The sequence below is a fragment of the Flexivirga caeni genome, from assembly GCF_003724155.1.
In the GTDB taxonomy this organism is placed as follows: domain Bacteria; phylum Actinomycetota; class Actinomycetes; order Actinomycetales; family Dermatophilaceae; genus Flexivirga; species Flexivirga caeni.
The window spans coordinates 23,349-49,453 of the sequence record NZ_RJJQ01000021.1 but is presented as its reverse complement, the minus strand read 5'-3'; the positions used below and the strand labels follow the sequence as shown (position 1 = coordinate 49,453).

Below are 26,105 nucleotides of genomic sequence, written 5' to 3'. Positions count from 1 at the left end.
GCTTCCTCCAGTCTGGCGGGCAGGCCCACGCCGACCCTAGCGAGCAGCGGCCTCTTCCTGATCGAGAGGACCCCATAGCGAACGAGCGGACCCACAAGGCGGGTCCGCTATTGGGTCCGCTCGATGCGTAAGGGGTCCTCTCGATCAGATGGTGGGCGCGGGGTGGCTCCGGCGGCCGCGCACCAGGAGCGCACCGACGACGACGGTCGCAACCCCGGCGACGACGGCAGCGATCAGCAGCACCACGTGGATGCCGTATGCCGTGCTGTCCACCGCGGCGTGGGTCAGCTGCGTCCGGAACTGCTCCGGCGCATGTCCGGCGACCAGCCGGCCGGCACCGGAGGCGATCGCGTCCTGCAACTGTGCGACCTGCCCGGACGGCAGGTGCGCCGGGGCGACGTCGTGCGCCATACGGGAGCCGGTGCGGGCCGCGAAAACCGCTCCCAACGCCGCAACTCCGGCCGCCGTGCCGACCTGGCGCAAGGTGTTGACGACGCCGGTCGCCATACCAGCACGGTCGGGTTCGACGCTTGCCAGCGCGGCACCGGACAGGACTGCGCTGGATGCGCCGAGGCCGATGCCGGCGAGCACGAATCCGGGCGCGAGCGCGGTCCAGCCGGACGACGCATCGACCCGCGATGCCCACCACAGTCCCGCGGTCACGACGAGCAGGCTGCCGCCGACCGTGACCGGGAGCGGGATGCGGTGGCTCAGCCGGGCGAAGACCGGTGCCGCGATGAACGAGGTAACGGTCAGCGGCAGGAAACGCAGACCGGCCTGGAACGGCGTGTAGCCGAGCGTGTTGACGAAGTAGAGACCGACGTAATTGGTTGCGGCCACGATGGTTCCAGCGATGACGAAACCGGTCAGGCCGACCCCGACGTAGCTCGGCCGGCGGAAGAGCTCGAGGTCGACCATCGGCTGGTCGATGCGGGCCGAGCGCACGAGGAAGGCTGCCACCGCGAGCGCCGCGACCACGAACGAGCCCACGATCAGCGCCGACCCCCAGCCCTGCGACTGACCGCGGATCAGCCCGAACACCAATGCCGCCAACGACACCGTGAGCATCGCCGTCCCGGTCACGTCGATGCGACGCGGCTGCTCGGCCTTCGACTCCGGAAGTCCGAGGCGGGCGCCGAAGAATGCGAGCACGCCGATCGGCACGTTGATCGCGAAGATCCACTGCCACCCGGCGTGATCGACGATGAAACCGCCGACCAGCGGGCCGACCGCGGTCGCTCCGGCGAGGGTGGCGCCGAACGCGCCGATCGCCTTCGCCCGCGCCTTCGCCTCCGGGTAGGCATGCCCGAGGATCGGCATCGCAGTGCCGAAGAGCATCGCCGCGCCGACGCCTTGCAGTGCTCGCATTCCGCCCAGCATCAGCGGGTTGACCGCCAGTGCGCAGGCGAGCGAGCCGAGCGTGAAGACCGCCATGCCGACGGAGAAGAGGCGTCGCCGGCCGAACCGGTCGCCCAGCGTCGCCGCCGTCAGCAGCAGGGCCGCGAGCGGCAGCGTGTAGGCGTCCACCACCCATTGCAGGTCGCTGAGGTTCGCGTGCAGGTCGGCCTGAATGTCGGGCAGCGCGACGTCGACGATCGTCATGTCGAGCATGAGCATGAACATCGCGGTGCAGATCAGGGCCAGCGCCACGCCCGGGCGACGCGGCGGCGTGGCGGTCTCGGACGCGTGACGCCGGAGGGCGGTGGTGCTCATGGCGGGCTCGTTTCGCAGGTCGCGGATTGGACTACAGCTGTTAACCGAAGTTAAGTGAACACCCGTAGCGCAACGTGCGTCAAGTAATCGCTTCTGGCAGGATCGCTCGTATGGCGGCACAGCGCACCACCCAGCGCCGGACAGTTGCGGCACGCGGCGACGGCTCACGCCTGCGCGAGGAAATCCTGGACGCGGCGATCGCCCTCGTCGAAGAGGTCGACGACCCGTGGAAACTGTCCCTGCGCGCCGTCGCGCGCCGGGTGGGAGTCGCGGCGACGTCGATCTATCTGCACTTCGACTCGCTGGACGAACTCCTCATGGCGGTGAAACTGGCGCTGTGGCAGCGATTTGGGGACGTCATGGTCGCGGCGGCGGAGGCGGGGGGCACGCCATACGAGCGCGTCGTGCGGTTCGGCCAGGCGTATGTCGAATTCGCGCGGGACAATCCCGGGGCGTTCCAGCAACTGTTCACGATGACCTGGAAACTGCCGCTGCCCGCCGGCGAAAGCTTCATCGGCGCAGCGCAATTCGAGCTGCTCGTGGACACGCTCGCCGAGGTCAGCGCAACGCACCAGGAGGCGCAATTGCGTGCTACCCAACTGTGGTGCGGCGTGCATGGGATGGTGGTGCTGCGCAGCCCGATGAGCCACTATCCGTGGCTGGAGATCGAAGAACAGCTCGCCAGTCTGGCGCGGGTGTGGACGACGCCGGGGCTCCCGATCGAGCGTCAGCGATAGCCCGCCGCCTGCAGCCCGTAGAGCTGCGCGTAGCGACCGCCGGCCGCCATCAGCTCCGCGTGCGTGCCCTGCTCGGCGACAGTGCCGTCGGCGAGCACGATCACCCGATCCGCTGACGCGACGGTGGAGAAGCGGTGCGTGACGATCAGCGTGACCCCACCTGCGCGCGAAGTCGCTTTGGCTGCAGCGGAATAGCGATCGAAGAGCGCATGCTCGGTGGCCGGGTCGAGCGCCGACGTAGGCTCGTCGAGCACCAGCAGCAACGGGGACCGGCGCACCATGGCACGCCCGATCGCCAGCCGCTGCCATTGCCCACCGGACAGCTCGACACCACTCGGCCACGACGAACCGAGCCTGGTGTCCAGTCCGTCCGGCAATGCCGCGAGCACGTCGGAGGCCGCCGCGTCGTCGAGGGCCGCGAGCAGCCGCTCGTCAGAAGGTATGGCGGGCGCCACTCCGGGCGAGAGGTCGCCGACGCCGACGGCCTCGCGGGCGGTGAGCTCCAGCTTGAGGTGGTCCTGGAACGCACCGGAGCAGTGCCGGCGCCAGTCATCCAGTGAAAGCTGTTGCAGCGGAGTCGAATCCACCAGGACGGAGCCGGCGTTGACGTCATACATCCCGGTGAGCAGGCCGATCAAGGTGGACTTGCCGGCGCCGTTCTCACCGACGACGGCGATGACCTCACCGGCCGGCAGGTGCAGGTCGAGGTCGTGCAGCGCCTCGCGCTCCGAGCCGGGGTAGCGGAAACTCACACCCCGCAGGGTCAGCCCGTCGTGCAGCGCCTCCGGTGCGGCGGTCGTGCCGGCGTGAGCGGCCGCGGCCGTTTCGCCATACTCCGCCAGCCAGCGGTAGCGCTTGACGGTCCGCAGCATCTGCCCGAGGAAATGCACCGTCGACTGCAGGCTGCCCACGACGTCGCGCAACTGCCCGACGACCAGCACGCCAGTTGTGAAGCGCGCCGCCGAGATCCGGCCGTGGAGAGCGTCGTGCGCCATCCAGACCAGGATGCCGGTGGCTGCGACGACATACAGCAAGGTGACTCCGGTGGAGAGTGCCGCACCACGAGTCTCCGCCTGGGCGAACGGCTTTCGCCATTCGCCGGCCTCACGGCCGACCAGCCGCAGCAACAGGTTCCGGGCTCCGAAGATGCGCAGCTCCGACGCGGCGACCGGGTCGACCGCGAGACCGGAGAAGTGTTTGCTGCGGCGGCCGGCGGCGGCGGAGGCGTCCTCGGCCCGCTGCTCCCAGCGCATGGTGCGGTTCGCCCACCAGGTGGCCGGCACGCCGATCAGCAGCAGCAACAGCAGCCGGAGGTCGGCGCCCGCGGCGACGACGATGGTGGTGACGGGTGCGACCAGGTTGTTCACCGCGTTGATGAGTGAGTTGTACGCCATACCAAGAGCGCCCATGCGCTCGCGCAACGCGTGCATCTGGTCGCGGTATTGCGGGTCTTGCAGATGGTCCAGCGTCGCCGCGGTGCCACTGATGCGCGCCACCTCCGCGTCGAAGTGGTGGCCGATCCGCTCGTTGAGACCGACGCGGGCCTGCACCCCCGCAGTGCCCAGGAGGAAACCACACGACTCGGAGAAGGCGATGCCGCCGACCCCGAGGACCAGCAGGTGCAGCGAATGCGTGGTCAGTCCGCCGACGATCAGGCCGAAAAAGAGCGGCCGCAGATATTGCAGCACCCGGCCGACCGCTTCGAGGAAGGCGATGAGCGTCGCGCTGGGGCTGATGCGCCACGAGGTGCGCAGGACGAGCCCGATGGATTGCAGGTGGTAGCGAATCATGCGCTTTCCCCTGCCATTTCGGCATTCTGGTCGGATACTGCACCGGCTGCGGCGAAGCGCGCTGCCTGCAGCCGGAACATGTCGGCGTATGGCCCGCCGGCTACCAGCAGCTCGTCATGCGTGCCGTCCTGCACCACACCCTCCGGGCCGAGCACGACGATGCGGTCGGCGTGCCTGACGCTGGACAGCCGGTGGCTGACCAGGATGGTCGTGACACCCCGCGTCACTTCCAGGAATCGGCTGAAAATCTCCGCCTCGGCGCGCACGTCGAGTGCCGCCGTGGGTTCGTCGAGCACCAGTACGCCGGCTCCCGCGGCGACGGCCGTGAGTGCGCGCGCCAGGGCGACGCGTTGCCACTGGCCGCCGGAAAGGTCTGTGCCGCCTGCATATCCGGGCTCCAGGATGGTCGCCCAGTCGTCGTCCAGCCGGGTCAGCACGTCGGCGCCGGCGGCGTCGCGCAACGCCTCGTCGGCCGTATGCCGCAGGGCTTGCTCGTCGATGCCGCGCGCCACCAGCGGGAGCGCGACGTTGGTCTCCAGACTGAGGTGGTAGCGCACGAAGTCCTGGAAGATCGTCGCAACCCGCCGCCGGGCCGCGTCGTCCAGGGCAGGGTCCCGGCCGTCGATACGCACCGTTCCGGCGTCGGGCGCGTAGAGCCCGCACAGCAGCTTGATCAGGGTCGACTTACCGACACCGTTCACCCCGACAACAGCAACCGATTGCCCGGCCGGGATGTGCAGGTCGAGACCGCGGAAGACCGGCTCGGCGCGTGAGCGGTAGGTGAATGTCACGCCGGTGACATCGACGGCCGCGGCACCACGTTGGTCAATTGCGCGAGGGGTGCCCGTCCGCTCGGGCAGGGTCGCAGCCAGCCCGAGATCGCTCCTCAGGCTGCGGATCTCGTTCTCGTAGAAGCGTGCCCGGATCGCCTGCACGTTGAAATCACCGAGTGCGCCGAGCGAAGACATCTGCATCAGGCCCTGCAGGACGGCGACCGTCGAGCCGACGGCAAGCGATCCAGTCCAGGCTGCGTGTCCGGCCCACACGTACGAGCCAACCAGCATGATCCCGGCGACAGTGCAGCCGATCAGCGCTCCACGTAGCGCCCGGGAACGGCGCTGCCAGATGCCGGTGAACGCCGCGCGCCATACCTCCGCATAGCGCCGCAGCAGCCACGGCGTCATCCCGAAGAGCCGCAGCTCCTTGCCGCCTGCGCGCTCCAGCGGGAGGGACCGCAGGTAGTCCGCCTGCCGGCGTCCGATGCTGCCGTCCTCGACGAGGTCCTTCAGCAGCACGTCGAGGTAGCCGGTCCAGGTGGCGTGCAGCACGCGGAAGGCGAGCAACGTCCACAGCGCGACAGGCCAGGACCACTGCGCCACCGCCGCGAAACCGCCCAGCCCGACGGCGCCATACCCGATGACGGACCAGACGGCATACATCGCGTTGACCCCGAACATGCCGCGCAGGTATTCCTCGATGTCGTTGAATCGTGCTCTGGTTTCTGAGTTTTCGAGATGCCCGATGCCGTGCGGTGCATTGGCTGCCTCGGCCAGCAGGAGGGTCTGCTGCCGGGTGAAGCGCGTCTGCAAGGCGTATGACGCGGCGCCCTGCCATGCCTCCGCGAGTGGCGACGCGCCGAGCCCGATCACGGTCAGCACCAGCCATCCCCACGCCCTGTCGGACCGGTCGGCGACCGCCTGCAGCGCCTGCCCACTGGAGTAGATCATCAGCCAGATCGCGAGGCCGCGCGCGGCGGCGATGGCGAAGAGTGCGGCGACCAGCGGGCGGCTGGAGCGCCACATCATCCGCCAGAAGTGGCGTTCGACGCCGACCCAGCGACGCATCCAGAGGATCAAACGCGATATATCGAGAGTTTGCACGAGGGGAAATGTAGACACAGACCTACTTCGATCGCTACGGCATATCCTGAGTAGGTGAAGATCACCGACCCGGTCATGGTGCGGTCGCTGTTGCGCGACGATGTGGCGCACTACCTCGCGCCGTTCCTGCACGCGGATCATTCGGTCGCCGAGGCCGCACAGTTGCTGCAGGTCTCGCTGCCCAAGGTGCACTACTGGGTTCGCAGCCTGTATGACGCGGGCATCCTCGAGATCGTCGCCGAGCAGCGACGCAAGGGGCGTCCGATCAAGCGATACCGAGCAGTGGCAGAAGAATTCATCATCCCGGCAGAGAAGCTGCCGGAAGACTACTTCGCCCGGGTGATGCGACGGTCCAACGCAGAGATGATCGACGCACTGGCCGCGGCGGCACCGGAGTGGGTCATATCCGGTGACTTTCGCGTGTCGGCGTCGTCCCCGACACGCGGTAGCCAGGACCGGATCCTCCGTGAAGGAGCGAGATTCGGGACGACAACCCACCAGAGCGGTTGCTCGTTGCGGATCACGGAGAGCGAGGCGCGGGAGCTCGCCGAGGAGTTGCGGGATCTGCGGGACCGCTGGATTGCTCGTAGCGACGACGAATCAGCGCTGGATCGGTACCAGTTGGACATCGCGCTGGCACCGATGCCCGACTGATCGAGGGGGCCCCATACTGATCGAAGGGACCCACAAAGTGGGTCCATTTTCGGGTCCTCTCGTGGCGTATTGGGTCCTCTAGATCAGGGGGTGAGGCGCTGCCGGAACGCCTCATGCAGCACGATCGACGCGGCCGTCGCTGCGTTGAGCGAGCTCGCCGAACCGACCATCGGGATGCTGACGACTCGGTCGCACGCCTCGCGCCAGGTGCGGCTCATGCCCCGCGTCTCATTGCCGACCACGATGACCGACGGGCCGGTGAAGTCGATCGCGCGCAGGTCGGTCTCGCCACCCTCGTCAGTGCCGAAAACCGTGTAGACCGTGCCGGATTCGCGTTGGCGGCCGATCCAGCAGAGGACCTCCTCGGCGGACGAGGTTCGCACCGTCGGCACCGCGAAGAGCGAGCCGGTCGAGGCGCGCACGGCCCGCGGGTCGTAGGGGTCGGCCGCGTGCCCGGCGACGACCAGGCCGCTGCCGCCGAAGGCGTCCAGGGAACGCAGCAGGGTGCCGATGTTTCCCGGTCCGGTCGGCCGGTCGAAGACCGCGAGGAGTGGTATGCCGTCCGGGCGCGCAAGCCGGTCGAGGTCGTCCGGCGGCATTCGCATGATCGCGACCAGTTCGGGCGGCTCGTCGGTGTCGCGTTCGGCAAGCTCGGCCAGCAACTCGTCGGCGAGATCGAAGCGCCGGCCTGGCGCAGTGCGCCATACCTCCTCGGCCCAGCGGGACGGAGTGAACCCGACCGGACGCAGAAGAGCCTCGAAGTCCCCATCATGTTCCAGCGCAACGGAGATCGGCCGAACCCCCTGGACGATGAACTGCCCGGCCCGATGCCGCTTGCTGCGATTGCCGAGCAACGCCTGCCACTGCTGGAAGGTCGCGTTGCGGGAGAGGACACGCTGCACGCTCGGGCTCACAGGTGTCATTGTCTCCTGCGCCGAGTGACGCAGTGCGCACCGAGTGATGCAGGTGCAATTGCGTCGCTCGGTGGAGAGCGCGTCAATCAGCGAGAGGAGTGCCAGGATGGCGGAATGAGCGAGACTTCGGACAGCCGTGCGCAGCGCCTCGCCGCCGAGTCGCTCGCCGCCGGGAGCCCGACGGCGTGGTTCGAGACGTTGTATGACGCTGCCGGGCGCGGAGCGGCCGAGATCCCCTGGGACCGCGGCGCGCCGCATCCGCTGCTCGCCGAGTGGCTCGTGCAGCACGCCGGAGAAGCGGCCGGTGCCGACCGGACCGCTGTCGTGCCGGGCACCGGACCGGGACACGACGCGGAACTGCTGGCAGCATTGCATTTTCGGACCACCGCGTTCGACGTGTCACCCACCGCGATCGAGCGGGTCCGCGCCGCGCATCCGGACAGTGCTGTCGACTACCGGGTCGCCGACCTCTTCGCGCTTCCGCCGCAATGGCGAGGCGCCTTCGACCTGGTGGTGGAGGTCATGACGGTGCAGTCGATGCCGCGCACGGTGCGGGCGGCAGCGACGGCCGCCATCCGGTCGCTCGTCGCACCCCGTGGCGTGCTTCTGGTGATCGGGGGTGTGCTGCCTGCGGACCCGGACCCCGACTACGGCCCGCCGTGGCGGCTGACCCATGCCGAGATCGAGGCGTTCGCCGCCGATGATCTCGCGCTCGAGGCTCTCGACCACGGCCCGGACGGCCTTCGCTATCGCGCCGAGTTCCGCCGCTCGCGCCTGCTTGCGGACACCACCTCCGCGATTGAGCGGACCCCATGCTGAACGAGCGGACCCACAATTGGGGCGCATTTGTGGGTCCGCTCGTTGCGTTCTGGGTCCGCTCGATCACAGAGACGGCGGCGCCGGCGCGACGGCGGGCACGGGCCAGACGCTGATGCCGGCCGGGTCGAGGTGGGCGCGAACGACTTCGCCCACCACCGGAGCGCCGTCGTGATGCGCCGAAATGACCTGGTGCGCCTCCAGTTCCAGCCCTTGTGACCACCGCAGCCGCACCACCAACCGGCTGCCCAGGTCGGCGACGTCGGCCACGGCCACCTCGTGCTCGCCATCGGCCGCGATCCGCACGAATTCCGGCCGGACGCACCACGTCACCGGCGTGCCGCCCGGCAACTCGTCGGCTGCCGCGCACACCCGCACGCCGTCCGTCACCACCGCACCGCCAGCCACCATCACACCTGCCGACACGTTGCGCAGCCCCAGCAGCCGCGCGACCGCCGGGGAGGCCGGGGCGTCGAAGACCTCGCGCACGGTGCCTGCCTGCTCCAACCGCCCGCCGGCGATGACCAGCAGCTCGTCGGCGAGCATCGCGGCCTCTGCCGGGTCGTGGGTGACCAGAACCGTCGCGAGCGAATCCTGTTGCTGCAGACTGCGAACCAGCGCGATCAGCTCCTGGCGCACCGGGTAGTCCAGCGCTGAGAACGGCTCGTCGAGCAGCAGCAACCGTGGCGTGCCCGCGAGCGCGGACGCGAGGACCACCCGCTGCCGCTGGCCACCGGACAACTGCTCCGGCAGCCGGTCCTGCAGTCCGTCGAGACGCAGCCGCTGCAACCACCACGCGGCTACCGCTTGGTCGGCATGTATGCCGAAAGTCGCCTGATCCCAAGTGGTTCGGTCCGGGAAGAGACCGTGTTGCTGCGGCACATACCCCAGCCGGCGGTCCTCGACCCGCACCCCGTCGATGCGGTCCGGCCCGAGGCGCACGATGCCGACGTCGGGTCCGAGCAGGCCGGCGAGGGAACGCAGCAGCATCGACTTGCCCGCCCCGGATGCCCCGAGCACCGCGATGCGCGGGCTGGCCGCCTGATGCGCGACCTGGAGGTGGAAGCCGCCGACGTGGGTGTCGACGTCGAAGCTGACGGGCTCCGCGACGGGGCCCTCCGGACGCACTGGCGGCACTGACGGCGCGGGACGCCGCAGACGCGCACGCACCGCACCCGGGAGCCGGAAACTGGCCAGCAACAACACAATTGCCGCGACCGCAAGGGCGACCGCGGTCGGCGCCTGCGTCGTCGGGATGCCGGTCTGCGCGAACTGCACGCTGGTGAAGACCGGCAGCGTGTAGGGGTGGTAGGCGAGCAGAACCGTGGCGCCATACTCACCGATCGCCCGCAGCCAGGTCATCAGCAACCCGGCCCGGATGGCGCGCGCGGCGACCCGCAGGTCCACCCGCACGAATCGCGACAGCGGACGGTGCCCGAGCGTCGCCGCGACGTCCTCCAGCTGCGGGTCGACGGACTCGAACGCCGAGCGCGCCGCAATGACCAGGAACGGCGACGCCACGAAGGTCTGTGCAATCACCACGCCGGCGAGCGACTCGGTCAGCCGGCCGTTGAACCGCTCGCCGAGCCAGGTGTAGGGACCGACCAGGTAGATGAGCACGATGCCGCTCATCACCGGCGGCAGCGCGAGCGGGAGTTGCACCAGCACGCCGACCACCCGGTGCAACGGCCCACGCGAGTGGGCGAGCCAGTGCGCCAGCGGCACACCGAGCACGCCCACGACCGCCGCGCTGATAGTCGCGCCGACCGCGGATGTGCGCGCTGCGTCGAAGAGGCCGGACTCGCCGAATCCGGTCTGGCTGGAGGTCGCCAGCCGGATGACGAAGGCGACGAGCGGGACGGCCAGGTAGAGGGCGAGCAGCGCCCCCAGCACGGCGACCGGGCCGCTGCGTCGCCGCTCGGTCACTAGCTGGACAGCGCCTTGGTGACCGCCGCAGGCACGCCCGTGCCCGTGACCTTCGGCGGGGTGACCAGCTCAAAAGCCTGTGCGCTGAGGGTCTTTCGCGCGTCAGGTCCGAGCAGGTAGGCGACGAACGCCTCGGCGCCGGACTCGTTGGGGGCGTTCTTGACCACGGTCGCAGTGTATGACGCAGCCAGCTGCTGGCCGGTCAGCTGAACCGTTGGTATGGCGGCGACCTTCGCCTCACTGGTGTAGAAGAAGCCGGCGTCCAGCTGACCGGACTGCAGGTCGGCGACCAGAGTCTCTTCGGGGAAGATGATCTTGTCGTTCTTGGCGAGCGCAAGCAGCTTCGGGTGAGTGGCACCCTCGGCGAGCAGCGCCTGGTGCGCGAGCTTGCCCTTCGGGTCGGCCTTGGGGTCGGTCGTGCCGACGCGGAAACCCGGCTCGGTGATGACGTCATACCAGGGCCCGGACTGGATCTTGGCAGCGAACTTGCTCTTCGGGTTGTAGCCGAGCACAAGCGGGGAGGTGGCGTAGGTGACGAACCAGCTCACCCAGTCACCGTTCGCGCTGCCGATCAGCAACTGGTCGGCCTTCGGGCTGGCGCTGATGAAGACGTCGGCCTTGCGGACCTTGCCCTTGATCTGGGCGGCCAGGTCGTTGGAGCCGGCAGCAAACCCGGCGAACTTGTAGCCGGTCGCCTTCTCGAAGGCCGGGCCGATCTGCTTCTCCATCAAGGCAACCAGTGATCCGGCATACAGCACATTGACGGTGCCGGACCCCTTCGGTGCCGAGGAGGACATGGTGGCCGGAGAGCTGGAGGTCGTGCCGGCGGCTGCGGTGCTCCCGGTAGCGGAGCCGGTCGATGACGACTTCGAGCCACCGTCGGAGGAGCCGCAGGCGGCGAGCGCCGCGCTGCCTCCGACAAGTCCGAGAGCCAGTAATCCGCGACGTGAGAGATCGGTCATGCGCTCGAAGTTAGCAGCCAGGTAGTCACAGTGCGACTAGTACGTCAGGTTTCGGAGATTTCGTCCAGGAAACCGAGGACGGCACGGGTCGAGCACGCTCGCCAGCGGGCGAGGGTCCGCTCAAAATCATCGGGTGCGCTGGCGTCGGCGCGAGCCTGCAGCTCCGCGAGACGCGCGGTGAAGACCGCCCGCTGGGCGCTGATCAGCGGGCCGGGGTCGCGACCGATCCGATCGAGCAGCGCGAGCTTGAGCAGCAGCGCCGATCGCGCGTCGCGAGCACGGGCGACCGGCTCGAGGAGCCACTGATCGACCAGCTCGCGGCCCGTCGGCGTGACCTCCACCGTCATCCGGTCCGGACCCGGGCCGCGGTCGATGCCGACCTCGCGCAGCAGGGCCGCGTCAGTGAGCCGGCCGAACTCGCGATAGACGACGGCGCGCTGAATGCGCCATACCCGGCCGAGCGCGCCGTCAGCTGCGTAGAGTGCCGCCACCGCGAAGCCATGCGTGCGCCCTTCGGCGACGACGGCAAGCACTCCGAACCCCGCCGTGCTGATCGTGACCATGGCTCACCCTCGCATGCCGGAGAATACTGATGCCGCAAACGATCTGAATCTCGTTCGTCCGCAACGCCGTCCACGGCGCTTCGAGATGGAATCATGGGCGAAGTGATCGACTCCCGAGACAACAGGCAACAGCCGACCGACCTCGACGTCCACGCGGGGCGGCGGCACGACCTCGCGGTCGCGGCGCTGCACACCTGGAGCGAGCACGGCTACTCGCAGGTGTCCGTGCGCAACGTCGCACGACGCACTCGCTTCTCGCACGGGATGGTTCATTACTACTTCCAGAGCAAGGACGCCCTCGTCGCCGAGTGCGTGCGGCTCATCGCCGACGCGCATATCTTCGCCGCCGACTGCTCCGGCGCGGCCGGCGTCACCGACTACTCCGGCCGGCTGGCCGGCGCGCTCAGCGAGAGCTTCCGCACCCACCGCCGGCTGCACCGGGTCCGCTACGACCTGCGCAACCAGAGCCAGTTCGAGCCGCGCCTGCGGCCCTTCGCGGCAGTTGTCGAAGACGACCGGGCCCGGTGGCAGCGCGACGTGCAACGGCGTTACGAAGCACTGGGCTGGCATTTCGACCCACCGTTCGAACTTCTCGCCGAGCAGGTCGACGCGCTGGTCGAGCGGGCGGTCCGGGCCGACCTGCTGGGCTCGGATCTCGACAACGCGGCGGCCGAGTTGCACGAGGACCTGCTGCGGGTGCTGCCCAAGGACGAGGCTGTCCGCTGAGTTCTCAGCTGGTCGGGATCGCACCGATCAGTTCGCCCCGCCCGAGCTTCCCGTCGCGGGACCGGGCGATCACGTCGCGGGCGCGGTCCGAGGAGTCCCAGACGTTCCACAACAGCACGCCGCGGACCACATCGTCTCGCAGGTAGTAGACGACGGCAGCGGTCCGGTCGGCGTTCCAGTCCTCGACGGTGTCCAGCCGCGAGTCGAGGTCACCGACAGCCTCGTAGCCGTTGTCGAACAGGTCCGACCAGAAGATCGGCGTGTAGTCGTAGACCTCGTCGGCACCGGCCATATTGCGACCGGCGTGCTTGCCCATCTTCTCGGCGCTGTCGACGTGCTCGACGCGCCGTCGGCCGAGCAGCGAATCAAGGTAGCTGGCGACATCGCCGGCGGCATACACATCGGGGGCGGAGGTGCGCAGTTGCTCGTCGACGACGACCCCGTCGTCGACGGTGATGCCGGCCGCTTCGGCGAGTTCGACGCGGGGGACCACGCCGACGCCGACGACGACCGCGCCGGCCTCGATCACGGAGCCGTCGCCGACCCGGATGCCCACCCGGTCATCGGCCAGTTCCCCGCCGGACACCGTCTCACCAGCGAGCAAGCGCACGCCGTGACCCGCGAAGTCGTCAGTGACCAGCTGCGCGATGGACTCGGGGAAGAGGCGCTGCTGCACCAGCTCCTCGTCGAAGATCATCGTCACGCGCACGCCGTTCTGCGTCAGCGCCGAGGTGATCTCCGCGCCGATGTAGCCGCCGCCGACCGTCGTGACCGGCATGTCTTCGCCGGCCAGTTCCCGCAACCGGCGGTAGTCGGATGCGTTGCGGTAGTACATGATCCGGTCGGAGCCGGGCAGGTCGAGGGTGCGGGGACTCGCCCCTGTGGCCAGCAGCAGCTTGCCGTAGGTCACCGTCGCACCACTTGTCACCTGCACCGTGTGCGCCGCAGGGTCGATCGAGGTCACCTCGGTGCCGATCCGCAGATCGAAGTCCTGGCCATCCAGCAGCGCACTCCGCTCCAGGCTCGAACTCTCGTCGAGCCACAGCTTCTTGGACAGATCCGGCCGGTAGACCGGTCCGTCCGCCTCGGCGCCGAGCACCAGCACCGAACCACTGTCGTCGAGCTGCCGGATGCCGTCGACGGCCGCTGCCGCCGCCACCCCTCCCCCGACGATCACGTAGTCGTAGTTGCTGCCGTCGAGATCTGCCATGGCTCTCCTCGAATCACGATGCCGGGTCCTTCGATCGTATGCCGTACCCCGGCATACCCCTCATGCCGAACGGACATGCTCTCGCCGAGCGGGGTACATCGGCATCGAGCGGGGTACCTACATGCACGCTGAACACCGCTGCTTGTACCCCGCTCGGCGGGTTTCTACCCCGCTCGGTGAGTCAGCGGGCGGGATCGATGATGGTGATGCCGGCGGGTGTGGCGAGTTCCATCGCGGGCAGCAACGCGGCCGCGTCGGACAGGCCGACGACCCGCTCGATCAGGTTCTGCGGGGCGAGCGCGCCGGATGCGATGAGTTCCAGCATCCCCGGATAGTCGGCCGCGGACATGCCATGGCTGCCGAAAAGGTCCAGTTCCCAGGCGATCACGCGGTCCATCGGCACCCGCGGATGTCCGGCGACCGGAGGCAGCAAGCCGACCTGCACGTGCCGCCCGCGCCGGCGCAGGCTGCGGACGGAGTCGGCGCACGTCTGCTCGGTGCCGACCGCGTCGACCGCCACGTGTGCGCCACCAGTGAGCCCGTGCACCCAGGCCGGTATGTCGCAACCATCCTCGACGAGCATCAGGTGATCCGCGCCGAGGTCACCCGCCTTGGCGAGCGCCCGCTCGTGCCGGTCAACCGCAATCACTTGGGCGCCAAGGGATTTCGCAATCATCACCGCGGACAGCCCGACACCTCCGGCACCCAGCACCGTCACCCATTCACCCGTCCGGACCTGCGCTCGTCCCACGAGCGCCCGGTAGGCAGTGGCGAACCGGCAGCCGAGACTCGCTGCCGCCTCGAACGAGACGGCGTCGGGCACCGCGACCAGGTTGGTGTCGGCGGCGTGCAGTGCGACATACTCCGCGAACGAGCCCCAGTGGGTGAAGCCGGGCTGCTCCTGATCGGGGCAGACCTGAGCATTGCCCGACATACACCACTCGCAGCGGCCGCAGCCCTCGACGAACGGCACGGTCACCCGGTCGCCCACGCGCCAGCGCCCGACCCCGGGGCCGACCGCGGAGACGACTCCGGCGAGTTCGTGACCAGGGACATGAGGGAGGGTGATCTCGTCGTGCCCGGCCCAGGCGTGCCAGTCGCTGCGGCACAGGCCGGTGGCGCGAACCTGCACGACGACCCCGCCGTCCGGGGCGGCCGGCTGGGGGACGTCGCGGACGTCGAGCGGCCCCGCAATCTCGTCGAGCACCAATGCGCGCATCACGCGGCGATCATTCCTCGTCGTCGTCGAAATCGTCGACGCCGTCCGCCTGCCGGTCGCGGCTACGGGTCAGCAGAATGACCGCGGAACCGCCCACGCCGACGATGGCGATGACCACGACCGCGACGATCGCGCCGCCCGGAACGCCATCGCTGCGCGAGCCGCTACCGCTGCGCGATCCGCCACCCGATGCCTGAGTGGTGCATGGCTTCGGCGACGCGATGCCCGAGCCGCCGCCCTTGCCGGTGAGGTCGAAGGAGATGTTGTCGGAGACCGGGTGGCCGTCGGCGGAGACGATGCGCCAGGTGACCGTGTATTTGCCGGCCGGCCCGAGCGCGACCGGTGTCGTCACGACTCGGTCGGTGACCGTCGCGCAGCCGGTCTCGTAGTAGCGCCCGTCCGGGCCCTGCACGGTGACCTGCGGCCGGGCCGGCCTGGTCAGCACGATGTCGTCGAAGGTCAGCGTGACGGTTTTCGGTGCCGCCGCAACCGATCCGCTCGCCTTCGGCGAGCTGCCGACCAGGTAGTCGTGCGCCTGCGCCGCCGGTATGACGCCGCACACCGCCACAAGAAACGCGACAGCGACGAGGATGAGCCGGCGTGGCGTCATGCCGTTCACCGGGCCCGTCGGGTCGCGGCATACAACCCGAGAAGGAACGCGAGCATCCCGACCGCAAGGGCGGCGACGCCGAACCACACCCCGGCGTCGGACGAGTCATCGGACTGCTGGGGCGTTCCCTCTGCCACGGTCGGCGCCCCAGTCGGCGCGGGGCTGCTCGCGGCACCGATCGTCAGCACCGGCGCCGGGTGCTCCGGCTCCGGTTTGCCCGGCACGGTCGGCTGGCCCCACGTAACCACCGATCCGTCCGAATAGGTCTGAATCGCCAGGAAACTCACCGATGGGACGTCCGGGACAACGCCCACCGAGATCGGGAACTGCTGGAACTGGCCAGGCTTGATCGCCGCGCCCTTGCTCGCCGTCCAGACGATCTTGGTCGGAGCCTCGGTGATGGTGCCGCCACCGGTCGTGACCGGCTTGGCCAGCTTCGACGTGGTGACCGTGGCAGTCCAGCCCGGCACCGGCTGGTAGGAGACCGCGGTGAACGGGTGGTCGATCGGCAGGTCGATCTCAAGACGGACCGTTGAGGCGTTCGCCTTCTCGGTGGGCACCTTGAAGGTGAGCGTTGCATACGAACCAGCCACTGCTGTCGTGGGATTCACCGTCACGTGAGCTTCGGCCGCGACCGGGACCGCGAGCAGCAACCCGGACACGGCGAGAGCGGTGGCGGTGCGTCGGCGGGCCGTGGATCCGGCGATTGACGGTCGGAACCGCGAATGACGCCGCTGCAGGGCCGTCATTCGCCGCCTCGACCGTCAGCGGGCGCGTGACCGGGTATCTCGCCGGGCGCATGCCCGGCCCAGCGACCCCGCGTCTGCGCGATGTGCCGCTTCATCAGCCGGGTGACCAGGCGCTTGTCGCGCTGCTCCATCGCATCGAGTATGGCGTGGTGCTCTGCCGCGCTCTCGACGAGCTGTCCGTCTGCGGTGATCGCATTGAGGCCGTAAAGCCTTGTGTGCGCACGCAACTCGGAGATGAGTGTGGTCGCGCGGCGGTTGCCGGCATACTCCAGCAACCGCAGGTGAAACATGCGGTCGCTCTCGGTGTAGTCGATGAGGTCGCCGCGCTCGGCGCCGCGCACGATGGCGTCCGCCATACTGCGTAGCTTGGGGAAGTCGGCCGCCGGGACCTTGGGGGTCGCCCGGGCGACCAGCGGCGGCTCGACGAGCAGCCGCAGCTCGGTGATCTCGTCCAGTTGCTCGTCGCCGATCTCGGTCACGCGGTAGCCCTTGTTGCGCACGGTGACGACGAGCCCCTCGCGGACCAGGTCGAGCATCGCCTCGCGCACCGGCGTGGCCGACACCCCGAAGCGCTCGGCGAGCGACGGGGCGGAGTAGAGCACGCCAGGCAGCAGGCCACCGCTGATGATGGCAGCGCGCAGCGCGTTGGTGATGTCCTCTCGCAACAAGCCCTTGTGCAACGGCTGGACGGGATCTGGCATGCCACACATCGTAAGTGCGCGGACTTCCCGGGCTCCGGAACCCGCCTGGTGCGCAGCCAGGTGAAATGTACAATTGCACTGTTCATGACACCAGCACCGGGAGCCCGCAGATGACCGACCACGAGACCGCCCCTGCCGACCTGCGCATGCGCGGTCTGCCCCGCCTGGCAGAGACTCCGCGCTTTCTCGACGACATCCGCGGCGGGTGGGGTCGCGAGGTGCGGCGACCGCGTCTGGTCGCCGGTGCGGCCGCGGCGGCCGCTGCCCACCGGGACCGGCTGGCGCAGGCACTGCCGGGCCGGGTCGTCGTCATCGGGTCCGGGCGATCCCCGGTGCGCAATGACGATTGCAACTACGAATTCCGCGCGCACTCCGATTTCTTGTGGCTGCTGGCGGCGCCCGTGGAACGCGCCGTGCTGGTGATCCGCACCGACGCGGGCTCCGCGGACGCCACGCTCTTCATGCCGCCACCGGCCGGGCCCGGCGACCTCGGTTTCTTCTCGGACGCGAACTACGGCGAGTTGTGGACCGGCCCGGTGCCCGGGCTCGCCGAGTGGAGCGCGGCCCTCGGCATCGAGGTGCAGCCGATCGACAAGCTGGCCGGATCGCTGGCCGCCGAGTCCGCCGTGCTGGTGGGCGGGTATGTCGAGGAGGGTGACCTCGGCCCGGTGCGGCGCGAGGATGGGGCAGTGCTCGGGCAGACGCTGTCCGGGCTGCGAATGGTCAAGGACGAGTGGGAGATTGCGCAGTTGCGCGCCGCCGTCGACCTCACCGTGGATGGCTTCGCGGCCGTCGCCGCCGAGATCCCGGCAGCGATGCGGTCCGGGGGGGAGCGGTGGCTGCAAGGCACCTTCAACCGGCACGCCCGGACCTTCGGCAACGACGTCGGCTACGGCACCATCGTGGCGACCGGCCGCAACGCGGCGGTGCTGCACTGGACACGCTGCGACAGTGCGCTCGGCGAGCAGGACGCCCTGTTGCTCGACATGGGTGTCGAGGAGAAGAGCTACTACACAGCCGACGTCACTCGGACCATCCCGGTGTCCGGCACCTTCACTCCGCACCAGCGCATGGTGCATGACCTGGTCGAGAAATCCCACCGGGCCGGACTGGCCGCAGTGCGGCCCGGGCGCACGTTCCTGGACTTCCACCACCGGTGCATGGAGGTCATCGCCCAGGGCCTGGCCGACTGGGACCTACTGCCCGTGTCGGTGGACGAGGCGCTCTCGCGCGACGGGCAGCAGCACCGCCGATTCATCGTCTGCGGCATTGGGCATCACCTCGGCCTGGACGTGCACGACTGCTCCCAGTCGACGGTGTCCGCCTATCAGGAGGCGACCCTGCAGCCCGGTATGGCGCTCACGGTCGAGCCGGGCCTCTACTTCCACGCGAACGACCTGACGGTCCCACCCGAACTGCGCGGCATCGGCGTGCGGATCGAGGATGACCTGGTGGTCACTGATACGGGCATCGAGGTGCTGTCCGAGGCGCTGCCGATCACCGCGGCTGGGCTCGAGGAGTGGACGCGAGCCCAGCTGGGCTGATCAGGCGCGTCGCTGCGGCACACCCCATGGGTTGTCGTCGCGCAGCGGCTCGGGGAGCAGCTCCTGCGGCGTCGACTGGAACGCGACCGGCCGCAGCAGCCGGGTGATGGCGGCGCTGCCGACGGAGGTGCCGGAGTCGTTCGTGGTCGCCGGCCACGGCCCGCCGTGCTGCATCGCGGCGGTGACGGCGACGCCGGTCGGCCAGCCGCCGATCAGCACCCGTCCGGCGTGCTCGGCGAAAAGCCGCACCAGCGCGGCGACCTGCGGGTCGGCTTCCTCACCGGACGCGCAGTGCACGGTCGCGGTCAGGTTGCCCGGGAAGAGGTCGGGGAGGCGGGGCAGGAGGGCGGCGAGATCGTCATACTCGACGACGATGGAGAGCGGCCCGAACGACTCCTCGAGCAGTGCGTCGCGGTGTGCGAGTAATTCGCTGAGCGCCACTCGGACGAGAGTCGGTGTGGCCCAGGCGTTTTCGTTCGCGTCGACGCGGACCGACCCGTCGGCGATGACGTCGGCACCGGCACCGAGCACCTCGCTACGGCGGCGTTGGTAGCCCTGCGACACGGCCGGGTTGAGCAGCCGGTGCTCGGCGATCTGCTGCGCCGCGGCGCGTAGCGCATCGGCCAGGCCGTGCCCGGACGGCACGAAGAGGAAGCCGGGTTTGGTGCACAGCTGGCCGGCCGAGCCGCTGACGCTCGCGACGTAGCCGCTGACGATCTCGTCCGCCCGCTCCCGCAGCGCGGCCGCGGTGACGACGACCGGGTTGACGCTGCCCAGCTCGCCGAAGAACGGGATCGGGGCAGGGCGTGCCGCGGCGATGTCCGCGAGCGCCCGACCGCCCCGGACCGATCCGGTGAACGTCGCAACCTTGATCGCGGGATGGCGCAGCAGCTCGACGCCCTCGTCGAAGCCGTGCACGAGTTGCAGTGTGTCCGTGGGCATTCCGGCAGCCCTCATCGCGTCCGCCGCCAGGCTCGCGCATCGGTCGGACAGCCGCGGATGACCCGGGTGAGCCTTGACGACCACCGCGCACCCGGCCGCCAGCGCGGACGCGGTGTCGCCGCCGATGACCGAGAATGCGAAGGGGAAGTTGCTCGCGGCGAAGTTGAGCACGGGGCCGGCCGGCAGCAGGCAGCGGCGCAGGTCCGGGCGCGGTCCGAGGGGGAAGCCGGGGTCCGCGGCGTCGATGCGCACGTCGAGGTAGTCGCCCGCGCGGATCACGTCCGCGAACATCCGCAGCTGGTATGCCGTGCGCGTGACCTCGCCGATCAGCCGCGCCTCGGTGAGGCCGGTCTCCTCCTGCGCGAGCGCGACGACTTCCGCGTCGGCTGCCAGGGCAGCTGCCACGGCGGCCAGCGCGTGGGCTCGGGGCGCCGGTGCGGTCCGCGAGTATCTCGCGTGGGCCTCCTGTGCGCGCCGGGCGATCTCCTCGATATCGGTGGTGGTCATGCTGCTCCTGTCAGGAATCTCTAGAACTCGAAGCCGGCGGGGAACGGATCGGTGGGGTCGAGCAGATACTGCCCGATGCCGGTGACCCACGCGCGCCCGGTGATGGTCGGTATGACGGCCGGCCGCCCACCGACCTCGGTCTCGCGCACGAGGCGGCCGACAAAGCGGCTGCCGATGAACGACTCGTTGACGAAGTCGGTGTCCAGCGAGAGCTCGCCACGGGTCCACAGCTCCGCCATACGGGCCGACGTGCCGGTGCCGCACGGTGACCGGTCGAACCACCCCGGATTGATCGCCATGGCATGCCGCGAGTGGTGCGCGGTTGAGCCCGGAGCGATGAATTCGACGTGATGGCAGTGGTTTACCCCCTCGATCGTGGGGTGCACTGGCGGCGCTTCGTCGTTGATGCGCGCCATGATCGCCAGCCCGGCTCGCAGGATGTCGTCCTTGCGGGCACGATCGAAGGGCAGCCCGACGGCATCGAGGTCGACCATCGCGTAGAAGTTGCCGCCGAACGCCAGGCTGTAGTGCACCTCGCCGAGCCCGGGAACCGCGATGACCTGGTCGATCCGGTCGGTGTAGCTGGGGACGTTCTCGATCGTCACCGAGTCGGCGTGGCCATCGGTGACGGCGACGCGGGCGATGACGAGCCCGGCCGGGGTGTCCAGCCGGATGGTGGTGACCGGCTCGGTCACCTGAACCATCCCGGTCTCGACGAGCACCGTTGCCACTCCGATGGTTCCGTGACCGCACATCGGCAAGCAGCCGGACACCTCGATGTAGATAACTCCGAAGTCGGCGTCCGGTCGGGTCGGCGGTTGCAGGATGGCACCGCTCATCGCGCTGTGCCCGCGCGGCTCGGTCATCAGCAGGCGGCGTAGCTCATCGTGTTCGGCGATGAAGCCGAGTCGCTTGTCGTTCATGGTCGCGCCGGGGAAGACGCCGAGCCCGCCGGTGACGACGCGGGTCGGCATACCCTCGGTGTGCGAGTCGACCGCGCTGATCACCTTGCTGGTGCGCATGATTCGCGTCTCCTTGGGCTCAGTTGCGACCGGCGCAATAGTCCAGCGCGCGCTGCGTGTCGCGGCGCACGATCTGCTCCTGCTCGGGCGACAGCGGGCCTCGCGGCGGGCGCGTCCGGCCGCCGTAGCTCTCGCCCGCCACGTCGATCGAGAGCTTGATGGCCTGGACGAACTCGGTGCGTGAGTCCCACCGGAAGATCGGGACCAGGTGCTCGTACAGCGTACGGGCCTGGTCGATCCGGCCGCTCATGATGAGGTCGTAGAGCTCGACGGCTTCCCGCGGGAAGGCGTTGGGGTAGCCGGCGAACCAGCCGACCGCACCCGACACCAGTGACTCGAAGAGCAGGTCGTCGGCGCCCGCGATGACGGCGATGTCACACCGTTCCTTGATCTCCAGCACGCGCCGCACGTCACCGGAGAACTCCTTGACGGCGACCACGTTCTCCAGTTGCGCCAGCTCGGCGATGAGATCCGGGGTCAGGTCGACCTTGGTGTCGATCGGGTTGTTGTAGACCATGATCGGCAGACCGACCTCGTTCACCGCCGCGTAGTGGGCGATGATCTCCTGCCGGTTGGCGCGGTAGACGATCGGCGGCAGCAGCAGCACGCCGTCGGCGCCGTCGTCCTTGGCACACTGCGCCCAGTGAACTGCCTGGTGCGAGCCGACGCCGTGGACCCCGGCGACCACCAGCCCACGTCCGGCGACCGCCCGGACCGCCGTCCGGACGACCTGGCGACGCTCGTCGTCGGTCAGCGAGGAGTATTCGCCGAGCGAGCCGTTCGGCCCGACCCCGCGGCAGCCGTTGTCGATCAGCCACGCGCAGTGTGCGGCGTATTTCTCGTGGTCGACGGCGAGACCCGCAGGCGCAGACGGGTCCTCCGTGAAGGCGAGCGTCGTCGCGACGACGACGCCTCCGAGGTCGAACTTCTCCGTGGGCATGCTGCTTCCTTTCCCCGCTGACTGCTGCGGATGTCGTTCATTCGCGGGCGAATTCGCCCAGGCGGACCGGCGCGGCGATGGGTCGCTGATCCGTGGTGGTCGTGCCGAGCAGACCCGGTGACTGGCGCAGGATCTCCTCGACGGTGCGCCCGCAGGTGCGGCCCTGGCAGCTGCCGAGGCCCGCTCGGGTGCTCAGTTTGGCTGCGCGCAACGACTGGGTGGCACCCTCCGTGAGGGACAGGGCCCCGAACGGCACGTCCTCGCAGCGACAGATCGTGGTGTCGTCGCACAGCCAGTCGGTCCAGCCGGGCCGGATGCCGTGCGCGCGTTCGAGTCGGATGGCGAAGGCGCGCTGCCGGGCACGCTCGGCCAGCAACTGCCGGGGTATGACGCCACCGGCCGCCTCGAGACCCGCGATCGCGCCCTCGACAGCGGACAGCGCCATACCGCCGATGCCGGTGAGTTCGCCCGCGGCATACACACCCGGGACGGTGGTGGCCTGCCGAGCGTCGACCGCCACGAATCGGTCTGCGGTGATTGCGCATCCGGCCGCGATCGCCAGCTCCAGGCGGGGCGTGAAGCCGTGGCTCACCGCGACGGCGTCGACCGCGATGTCCCGCTCGGTCCGGGCAACCGGGCGCCAGTCGCGATCCAGCCGGGTGACCCGGACCGACTCGACCCGGCCGTTCCCTTCGGCGGCGATCACGGCACTGCCTGCGACATACGGAATGCGGTGCCGCAGGTGACCCGTCACATAGGCGGCGAGTTCGGTCAGCTTGCGGGCCGAACTCGCCAATTCCCAAGGGCGCGAGAGCCATCCGCGGCACAGGGCCGACGGCCCGGCCGCCTCGTGCACGCCGACGACGGTCGCGCCGGTCGCGATCAGCGACGCCGCGGTCGCCAGCAGAAAGGGCCCGGCGCCGGCGACCAGCACCCGCTCACCGACCGCGACCCGCTCAGCCTTGGCGAGGGCTTGCGCGGCGCCCGCGCTGAAGACGCCCGGCAGGTCCCATCCCGGAAAGGGCAGCACCCGGTCGTGGGCGCCGGTGGCGAGGACGAGCCGCTCGGGCGTGAGCAGGACTTCTTCGCGGCGGAGGGCACCGGAGGGACCGGAGAGCGCGTGGACGCGGGCGGCCGCGCCGTGTTCCTCAGGTTCGATCGCCCAGACTTCGGTGCCGGTGAGGACGCGGCAGCGCGGATGTTCCTCCAGCCGAACCCGTAACTGCTGGAACGACTTCCAGCCGTGATGCAGCTGCGCCTCGTCGGCGGCGGCACGGTCGTCCGGCAGGTGCCGCCAGAACTGCCCGCCGACCAAGTCGTGCGCGTCGAGCACGGTCACCTCGGCCCCGGCGTCCAGCGCGCGGCTCGCTGCGTGCAGACCGGCCGGGCCGGCTCCGATGACCAGGACGTCAGACATCCGCGACTCCATGCGCCGGCCGAGTGCCGGCGGAGCGCAGCGGGAGAGGCGCATCGAGGCCTTGACTGACCACCCGGTCGCCGTCCACGGCCCGCCGCTGGCAGAGCCGCACGTCGCACGCGTCGTTCACGGTCGCGATGCAGTCGAAGCACACGCCGATGCCACAGAAGACACCGCGCGACGCACCACCGGGCGAGGTGCGCCAGCTCAGCCGGCCGGCGCCCAGCAGCACGCCGGCGAGGGTCTGACCCGCGGTGCCGGTGTATGGCGTGCCATCGAGCGTGATCGTGATCGGCACGTCGGAGGGTGGCCGTGTCGGGTCCGCGGCGGGCGGCATGCGACGGGACACCATCAGGCCACCTCCGCTTCCAGGTGCGGTGCCAAACTCGGCCGGTCCGGCGCGAACGGCGCCGGGTCGATGGTGCATTGCCGTCCCGCCATCAGATCGGCGACGAGTTCCGCTGTGCCCAATGACAATCCGATGCCAGCGCCCTCGTGACCGGTCGCGTGCCACAACCCGGGCAGCCGCGGGTCGGCGCCGATGACCGGGAGATGGTCCGGTAGGTAGGGCCGGAAGCCGCCATACGAGCGCATCATCGGCACGTCGGCGAGAAACGGGAAGAGCCGGATGGCCCGGGCGGCGATCCGGCGCAGCGCCACCACCTGGAGGGTGTCGTCGAATCCCGTGCGCTGACGCGATGAACCGATCAAAACCGTTCCGGCAGCTGTTGATTCGACGACGCTGGACACCTGCAAGTCCGCGTCGTCCGAGGTAACGGCTCCGACGTAGTCGGCGTCATACACCTTGTGCAGGATGCGCCGCGGCATCCGCGTCGTCACCAGGATCATGCCCCGGCGAGGCAGCACCGGCAGCCGGACGCCGAGGCGTTCCGCCACGGCCCCGGACCACGGACCGGCTGCGATCAGCACCCGGTCGGCGGACACCTGCCCGCGGGAGGTGCGCACGCCCGTCAGTGTGCCTGCCGAGTCGAGCAGCGGCCCGAGCACCTCGTGACCTTGCAGGAGGCGCGCCCCGCCGTCGGTGGCCGACTCCAGGAGTGCGAGGGTTGCGGCGGCCGGCTGCACCTGGGCGTCCTGCGGGTAGAAGACGGCGCCAGTGACCCGGTCACTCAGCCAGGGCTCGTAGCGGCGCGCTTCGCCGGGGGTGATCGGGCGGGCGTCGACACCTGCGCCGGACTGACCGCTCGCGAACTGGCCGAGCGCGTGGGCGCCCTCGTCGGTGAGCGCGACGACGAGACCGCCCTTGGCGTCATACTCGATTGCCGGGACGCGCCCGGTCTCACCCGCCAGGGCGTTCGGGAGCTCGCCCCACAGCCGGGCCGAAAACTGCGCCAGCTCGAGCTCGGCGCCCGGCTCCTTGTCCGACAGCAGCAGGTTGCCCTCGCCGGATGCGGAAGTTCCTCCGGCCGCGCCCCCACGGTCGACGATCGTGACATCGTGACCGTCGGCCGCCAGCCGCCGCGCGCAGGCAGCGCCGACGATTCCGGCACCCACGATGACTACGTGCACGGAGGTTCACCTCTCTGGACGATGCGATCCCAGTGCAATGTTACATGCCACTTCGCTTCGGGCTCCCAACGATTCCGCAGAGGGGGCTGAGCGGTCATGATCAGCCCACCGTGGAAGAGACCTTCGACTACTACTCGTCGGGTTCGCCGTCGTGTTCGGTCCCGACTCGCAGTACGCCGTCCAGCTCGGTCAAAGAGGTGATCAACGGCTGCAAGTCGCCGCGTCCGGACAGCAACACCTTGACCTCGACGGACGATCCTTCGCCAATGACACCAACGCGGCCGGGATCTGCATCGGCATCGACCTCGCGGCTGGTGTTCAACCCGGCCACGGCGAACCCGGACTGGGTCACGATGGCAAGGACGTCACGCAGCAGCCCGCGACCATCCAGATAGTCCACCGTGAGAGTCGGCCACGGAGTCACGACATACCGCGCCACCAATCTGGCAAGAGGCGGCAACAGAAGGATCGTGACGAAGTAGCCGACGGTTGCGACGCAGGCGAGTCCCTCCAGACCCGCTCCAGCCGCAGAGCCCACCGCAGCGGTCAGCCAGACGCTCGCTGCCGTGGTCAGGCCGCGCACGGACCCTCGCCGGACGAAGATGATCCCGCCACCGATGAAACCCAGGCCGGACACGATCTGCGCTGCGACGCGAGATGGATCGACGATGACCCTGCCCGGCACGAGCACGTCGGTAAAGCCGTACTTGCTGACCAGCATGAACAGCGCGGAAGCAAATCCGACCACCGTGTAGGTACGGATGCCTGCAGATCGCTGTTTGAGTTCCCGTTCCAGGCCGATCACGGCAGACAGCCCGAATGCGACTGCAAGCTCTCCGATCTGGGTCCAGCCCTGCCCCATTGGCTCCGTGGCCAGTGCGATCACGTCAGATCACCCCGGCACTTGAACATAGTCACGAAGACCTGCCGGCCTCGTGAGGCGGCGCACCGGCATGGCGACCACCGGTCCTTCCTGCCCAATTCCGGCATCCGGCAAGTGTACTTCCATAAGTCTAGTCTATTGACGCAAAAG

24 protein-coding genes are annotated in these 26,105 nt (G+C 69.5%); 5 read left to right on the top strand and 19 right to left on the bottom strand.

Translation table 11 applies throughout. The annotated features are described in order from the left end of the window. Nucleotides 1-144 precede the first annotated feature (144 nt). Nucleotides 145-1,713 (bottom strand): MFS transporter, encoded by a 1,569-nt coding sequence (locus tag EFY87_RS17290; protein WP_123272740.1) that lies wholly within the window; start codon nt 1,711-1,713, stop codon nt 145-147. 110 nt (nt 1,714-1,823) lie between these two features. On the opposite strand from EFY87_RS17290, the gene EFY87_RS17285 reads away from it, so the two are divergent. Next, nucleotides 1,824-2,450 carry a TetR/AcrR family transcriptional regulator gene (locus tag EFY87_RS17285; protein WP_123272739.1) on the top strand — a complete coding sequence of 209 codons (627 nt, stop codon included), beginning with the start codon at nt 1,824-1,826 and terminating at the stop codon, nt 2,448-2,450. Here EFY87_RS17285 and EFY87_RS17280 read toward each other — a convergent pair. After that, complete coding sequence (locus EFY87_RS17280) at nt 2,441-4,240, bottom strand: ABC transporter ATP-binding protein (protein ID WP_123272738.1); 1,800 nt, start codon at nt 4,238-4,240, stop codon at nt 2,441-2,443. The two genes, EFY87_RS17285 and EFY87_RS17280, sit on opposite strands and share 10 nt — an antisense overlap. Next, a complete protein-coding gene (locus EFY87_RS17275; RefSeq protein ID WP_158607692.1) occupies nt 4,237-6,084 on the bottom strand; it encodes an ATP-binding cassette domain-containing protein in 1,848 nt (615 codons plus the stop codon). Before EFY87_RS17275 ends, EFY87_RS17280 begins: the two co-directional genes overlap by 4 nt. Nucleotides 6,085-6,174: 90 nt before the next feature. Between EFY87_RS17275 and EFY87_RS17270 the strand changes: the two genes are divergently transcribed. Beyond that, nucleotides 6,175-6,774 (top strand): hypothetical protein, encoded by a 600-nt coding sequence (locus EFY87_RS17270; protein WP_148043389.1) that lies wholly within the window; start codon nt 6,175-6,177, stop codon nt 6,772-6,774. Nucleotides 6,775-6,857: 83 nt separating this feature from the next. Here EFY87_RS17270 and EFY87_RS17265 read toward each other — a convergent pair whose 3' ends face one another. Then, a complete protein-coding gene (locus EFY87_RS17265) occupies nt 6,858-7,697 on the bottom strand; it encodes a TrmH family RNA methyltransferase (RefSeq protein WP_123272735.1) in 840 nt (279 codons plus the stop codon). A 105-nt stretch (nt 7,698-7,802) separates the two neighbouring features. Here EFY87_RS17265 and EFY87_RS17260 point away from each other — a divergent pair, with 105 nt between their 5' ends. Continuing rightward, nucleotides 7,803-8,507, top strand: coding sequence for a class I SAM-dependent methyltransferase (locus EFY87_RS17260; RefSeq protein WP_123272734.1), 705 nt, complete (start codon nt 7,803-7,805; stop codon nt 8,505-8,507). A 63-nt stretch (nt 8,508-8,570) separates the two neighbouring features. On the opposite strand, the gene EFY87_RS17255 is transcribed toward EFY87_RS17260, so the two are convergent. Genes EFY87_RS17255 through EFY87_RS17245 form a run of 3 tightly spaced genes read right to left on the bottom strand, consistent with a single transcriptional unit; the run spans nt 8,571 to nt 11,955 of the window. Continuing rightward, on the bottom strand, nt 8,571-10,430 hold the full coding sequence (locus EFY87_RS17255; protein ID WP_123272733.1) for an ABC transporter ATP-binding protein/permease: 1,860 nt from the start codon (nt 10,428-10,430) through the stop codon (nt 8,571-8,573). Continuing rightward, nucleotides 10,430-11,392 carry an extracellular solute-binding protein gene (locus tag EFY87_RS17250; protein ID WP_220093688.1) on the bottom strand — a complete coding sequence of 321 codons (963 nt, stop codon included), beginning with the start codon at nt 11,390-11,392 and terminating at the stop codon, nt 10,430-10,432. The genes EFY87_RS17255 and EFY87_RS17250 overlap by 1 nt, the downstream gene beginning before the upstream one ends. A gap of 44 nt (nt 11,393-11,436) precedes the next feature. Further along, on the bottom strand, nt 11,437-11,955 hold the full coding sequence (locus EFY87_RS17245) for a PadR family transcriptional regulator (RefSeq protein ID WP_123272732.1): 519 nt from the start codon (nt 11,953-11,955) through the stop codon (nt 11,437-11,439). Nucleotides 11,956-12,048: 93 nt separating this feature from the next. Here EFY87_RS17245 and EFY87_RS17240 point away from each other — a divergent pair, with 93 nt between their 5' ends. Then, nucleotides 12,049-12,681, top strand: a complete 633-nt coding sequence (locus EFY87_RS17240) for a TetR/AcrR family transcriptional regulator (protein ID WP_123272731.1) — start codon at nt 12,049-12,051, stop codon at nt 12,679-12,681. 4 nt (nt 12,682-12,685) lie between these two features. Here EFY87_RS17240 and EFY87_RS17235 read toward each other — a convergent pair whose 3' ends face one another. From EFY87_RS17235 to EFY87_RS17215, 5 genes are all read right to left on the bottom strand, one after another. Next, nucleotides 12,686-13,891, bottom strand: coding sequence for an NAD(P)/FAD-dependent oxidoreductase (locus tag EFY87_RS17235; RefSeq protein WP_123272730.1), 1,206 nt, complete (start codon nt 13,889-13,891; stop codon nt 12,686-12,688). A gap of 181 nt (nt 13,892-14,072) precedes the next feature. After that, a complete protein-coding gene (locus tag EFY87_RS17230; protein ID WP_123272729.1) occupies nt 14,073-15,110 on the bottom strand; it encodes a zinc-dependent alcohol dehydrogenase family protein in 1,038 nt (345 codons plus the stop codon). Nucleotides 15,111-15,120: 10 nt separating this feature from the next. Beyond that, the gene (locus EFY87_RS17225; RefSeq protein WP_148043388.1) at nt 15,121-15,720 is read right to left on the bottom strand and encodes a copper resistance CopC family protein; all 600 of its coding nucleotides are present in this window, start codon (nt 15,718-15,720) and stop codon (nt 15,121-15,123) included. 5 nt (nt 15,721-15,725) lie between these two features. Further along, nucleotides 15,726-16,469 carry a YcnI family copper-binding membrane protein gene (locus EFY87_RS17220; protein WP_123272727.1) on the bottom strand — a complete coding sequence of 248 codons (744 nt, stop codon included), beginning with the start codon at nt 16,467-16,469 and terminating at the stop codon, nt 15,726-15,728. Next, nucleotides 16,466-17,170, bottom strand: coding sequence for a GntR family transcriptional regulator (locus tag EFY87_RS17215; RefSeq protein WP_181445509.1), 705 nt, complete (start codon nt 17,168-17,170; stop codon nt 16,466-16,468). Before EFY87_RS17215 ends, EFY87_RS17220 begins: the two co-directional genes overlap by 4 nt. Before the next feature lie 110 nt (nt 17,171-17,280). On the opposite strand from EFY87_RS17215, the gene EFY87_RS17210 reads away from it, so the two are divergent. Continuing rightward, on the top strand, nt 17,281-18,714 hold the full coding sequence (locus EFY87_RS17210) for an aminopeptidase P family protein (protein WP_123272725.1): 1,434 nt from the start codon (nt 17,281-17,283) through the stop codon (nt 18,712-18,714). Here EFY87_RS17210 and EFY87_RS17205 read toward each other — a convergent pair whose 3' ends face one another. The 7 genes from EFY87_RS17205 to EFY87_RS17175 form a co-directional block, all read right to left on the bottom strand. After that, nucleotides 18,715-20,163, bottom strand: a complete 1,449-nt coding sequence (locus EFY87_RS17205) for an aldehyde dehydrogenase (NADP(+)) (RefSeq protein ID WP_123272724.1) — start codon at nt 20,161-20,163, stop codon at nt 18,715-18,717. A 20-nt stretch (nt 20,164-20,183) separates the two neighbouring features. Then, on the bottom strand, nt 20,184-21,185 hold the full coding sequence (locus EFY87_RS17200) for a proline racemase family protein (RefSeq protein WP_123272723.1): 1,002 nt from the start codon (nt 21,183-21,185) through the stop codon (nt 20,184-20,186). 19 nt (nt 21,186-21,204) lie between these two features. Further along, complete coding sequence (locus tag EFY87_RS17195) at nt 21,205-22,125, bottom strand: dihydrodipicolinate synthase family protein (RefSeq protein ID WP_123272722.1); 921 nt, start codon at nt 22,123-22,125, stop codon at nt 21,205-21,207. Between the two features lie 37 nt (nt 22,126-22,162). Further along, nucleotides 22,163-23,542, bottom strand: coding sequence for an FAD-dependent oxidoreductase (locus tag EFY87_RS17190; RefSeq protein ID WP_245988726.1), 1,380 nt, complete (start codon nt 23,540-23,542; stop codon nt 22,163-22,165). Next, nucleotides 23,535-23,894, bottom strand: a complete 360-nt coding sequence (locus EFY87_RS17185) for a (2Fe-2S)-binding protein (RefSeq protein WP_220093687.1) — start codon at nt 23,892-23,894, stop codon at nt 23,535-23,537. Before EFY87_RS17185 ends, EFY87_RS17190 begins: the two co-directional genes overlap by 8 nt. After that, nucleotides 23,894-25,072, bottom strand: a complete 1,179-nt coding sequence (locus EFY87_RS17180) for an NAD(P)/FAD-dependent oxidoreductase (RefSeq protein ID WP_220093686.1) — start codon at nt 25,070-25,072, stop codon at nt 23,894-23,896. Before EFY87_RS17180 ends, EFY87_RS17185 begins: the two co-directional genes overlap by 1 nt. 130 nt (nt 25,073-25,202) lie before the next feature. Further along, complete coding sequence (locus tag EFY87_RS17175) at nt 25,203-25,958, bottom strand: MgtC/SapB family protein (RefSeq protein ID WP_220093685.1); 756 nt, start codon at nt 25,956-25,958, stop codon at nt 25,203-25,205. Nucleotides 25,959-26,105 lie beyond the last annotated feature (147 nt).

Excerpts from the sequence above, each read along its gene's own strand:
- EFY87_RS17285 (WP_123272739.1), top strand. The coding sequence starts at position 1,824 with ATGGCGGCACAGCGCACCACCCAGCGCCGGACAGTTGCGGCACGCGGC.
- EFY87_RS17230 (WP_123272729.1), bottom strand. The coding sequence starts at position 15,110 with ATGCGCGCATTGGTGCTCGACGAGATTGCGGGGCCGCTCGACGTCCGC.
- EFY87_RS17280 (WP_123272738.1), bottom strand. The coding sequence starts at position 4,240 with ATGATTCGCTACCACCTGCAATCCATCGGGCTCGTCCTGCGCACCTCG.
- EFY87_RS17215 (WP_181445509.1), bottom strand. The coding sequence starts at position 17,170 with ATGCCAGATCCCGTCCAGCCGTTGCACAAGGGCTTGTTGCGAGAGGAC.
- EFY87_RS17205 (WP_123272724.1), bottom strand. The coding sequence starts at position 20,163 with ATGACCACCACCGATATCGAGGAGATCGCCCGGCGCGCACAGGAGGCC.
- EFY87_RS17290 (WP_123272740.1), bottom strand. The coding sequence starts at position 1,713 with ATGAGCACCACCGCCCTCCGGCGTCACGCGTCCGAGACCGCCACGCCG.
- EFY87_RS17200 (WP_123272723.1), bottom strand. The coding sequence starts at position 21,185 with ATGCGCACCAGCAAGGTGATCAGCGCGGTCGACTCGCACACCGAGGGT.
- EFY87_RS17275 (WP_158607692.1), bottom strand. The coding sequence starts at position 6,084 with ATGCGTCGCTGGGTCGGCGTCGAACGCCACTTCTGGCGGATGATGTGG.
- EFY87_RS17240 (WP_123272731.1), top strand. The coding sequence starts at position 12,049 with ATGGGCGAAGTGATCGACTCCCGAGACAACAGGCAACAGCCGACCGAC.
- EFY87_RS17225 (WP_148043388.1), bottom strand. The coding sequence starts at position 15,720 with ATGACGCCACGCCGGCTCATCCTCGTCGCTGTCGCGTTTCTTGTGGCG.
- EFY87_RS17265 (WP_123272735.1), bottom strand. The coding sequence starts at position 7,697 with ATGACACCTGTGAGCCCGAGCGTGCAGCGTGTCCTCTCCCGCAACGCG.
- EFY87_RS17190 (WP_245988726.1), bottom strand. The coding sequence starts at position 23,542 with ATGTCTGACGTCCTGGTCATCGGAGCCGGCCCGGCCGGTCTGCACGCA.
- EFY87_RS17210 (WP_123272725.1), top strand. The coding sequence starts at position 17,281 with ATGACCGACCACGAGACCGCCCCTGCCGACCTGCGCATGCGCGGTCTG.
- EFY87_RS17245 (WP_123272732.1), bottom strand. The coding sequence starts at position 11,955 with ATGGTCACGATCAGCACGGCGGGGTTCGGAGTGCTTGCCGTCGTCGCC.
- EFY87_RS17220 (WP_123272727.1), bottom strand. The coding sequence starts at position 16,469 with ATGACGGCCCTGCAGCGGCGTCATTCGCGGTTCCGACCGTCAATCGCC.
- EFY87_RS17195 (WP_123272722.1), bottom strand. The coding sequence starts at position 22,125 with ATGCCCACGGAGAAGTTCGACCTCGGAGGCGTCGTCGTCGCGACGACG.
- EFY87_RS17260 (WP_123272734.1), top strand. The coding sequence starts at position 7,803 with ATGAGCGAGACTTCGGACAGCCGTGCGCAGCGCCTCGCCGCCGAGTCG.
- EFY87_RS17250 (WP_220093688.1), bottom strand. The coding sequence starts at position 11,392 with ATGACCGATCTCTCACGTCGCGGATTACTGGCTCTCGGACTTGTCGGA.
- EFY87_RS17235 (WP_123272730.1), bottom strand. The coding sequence starts at position 13,891 with ATGGCAGATCTCGACGGCAGCAACTACGACTACGTGATCGTCGGGGGA.
- EFY87_RS17185 (WP_220093687.1), bottom strand. The coding sequence starts at position 23,894 with ATGGTGTCCCGTCGCATGCCGCCCGCCGCGGACCCGACACGGCCACCC.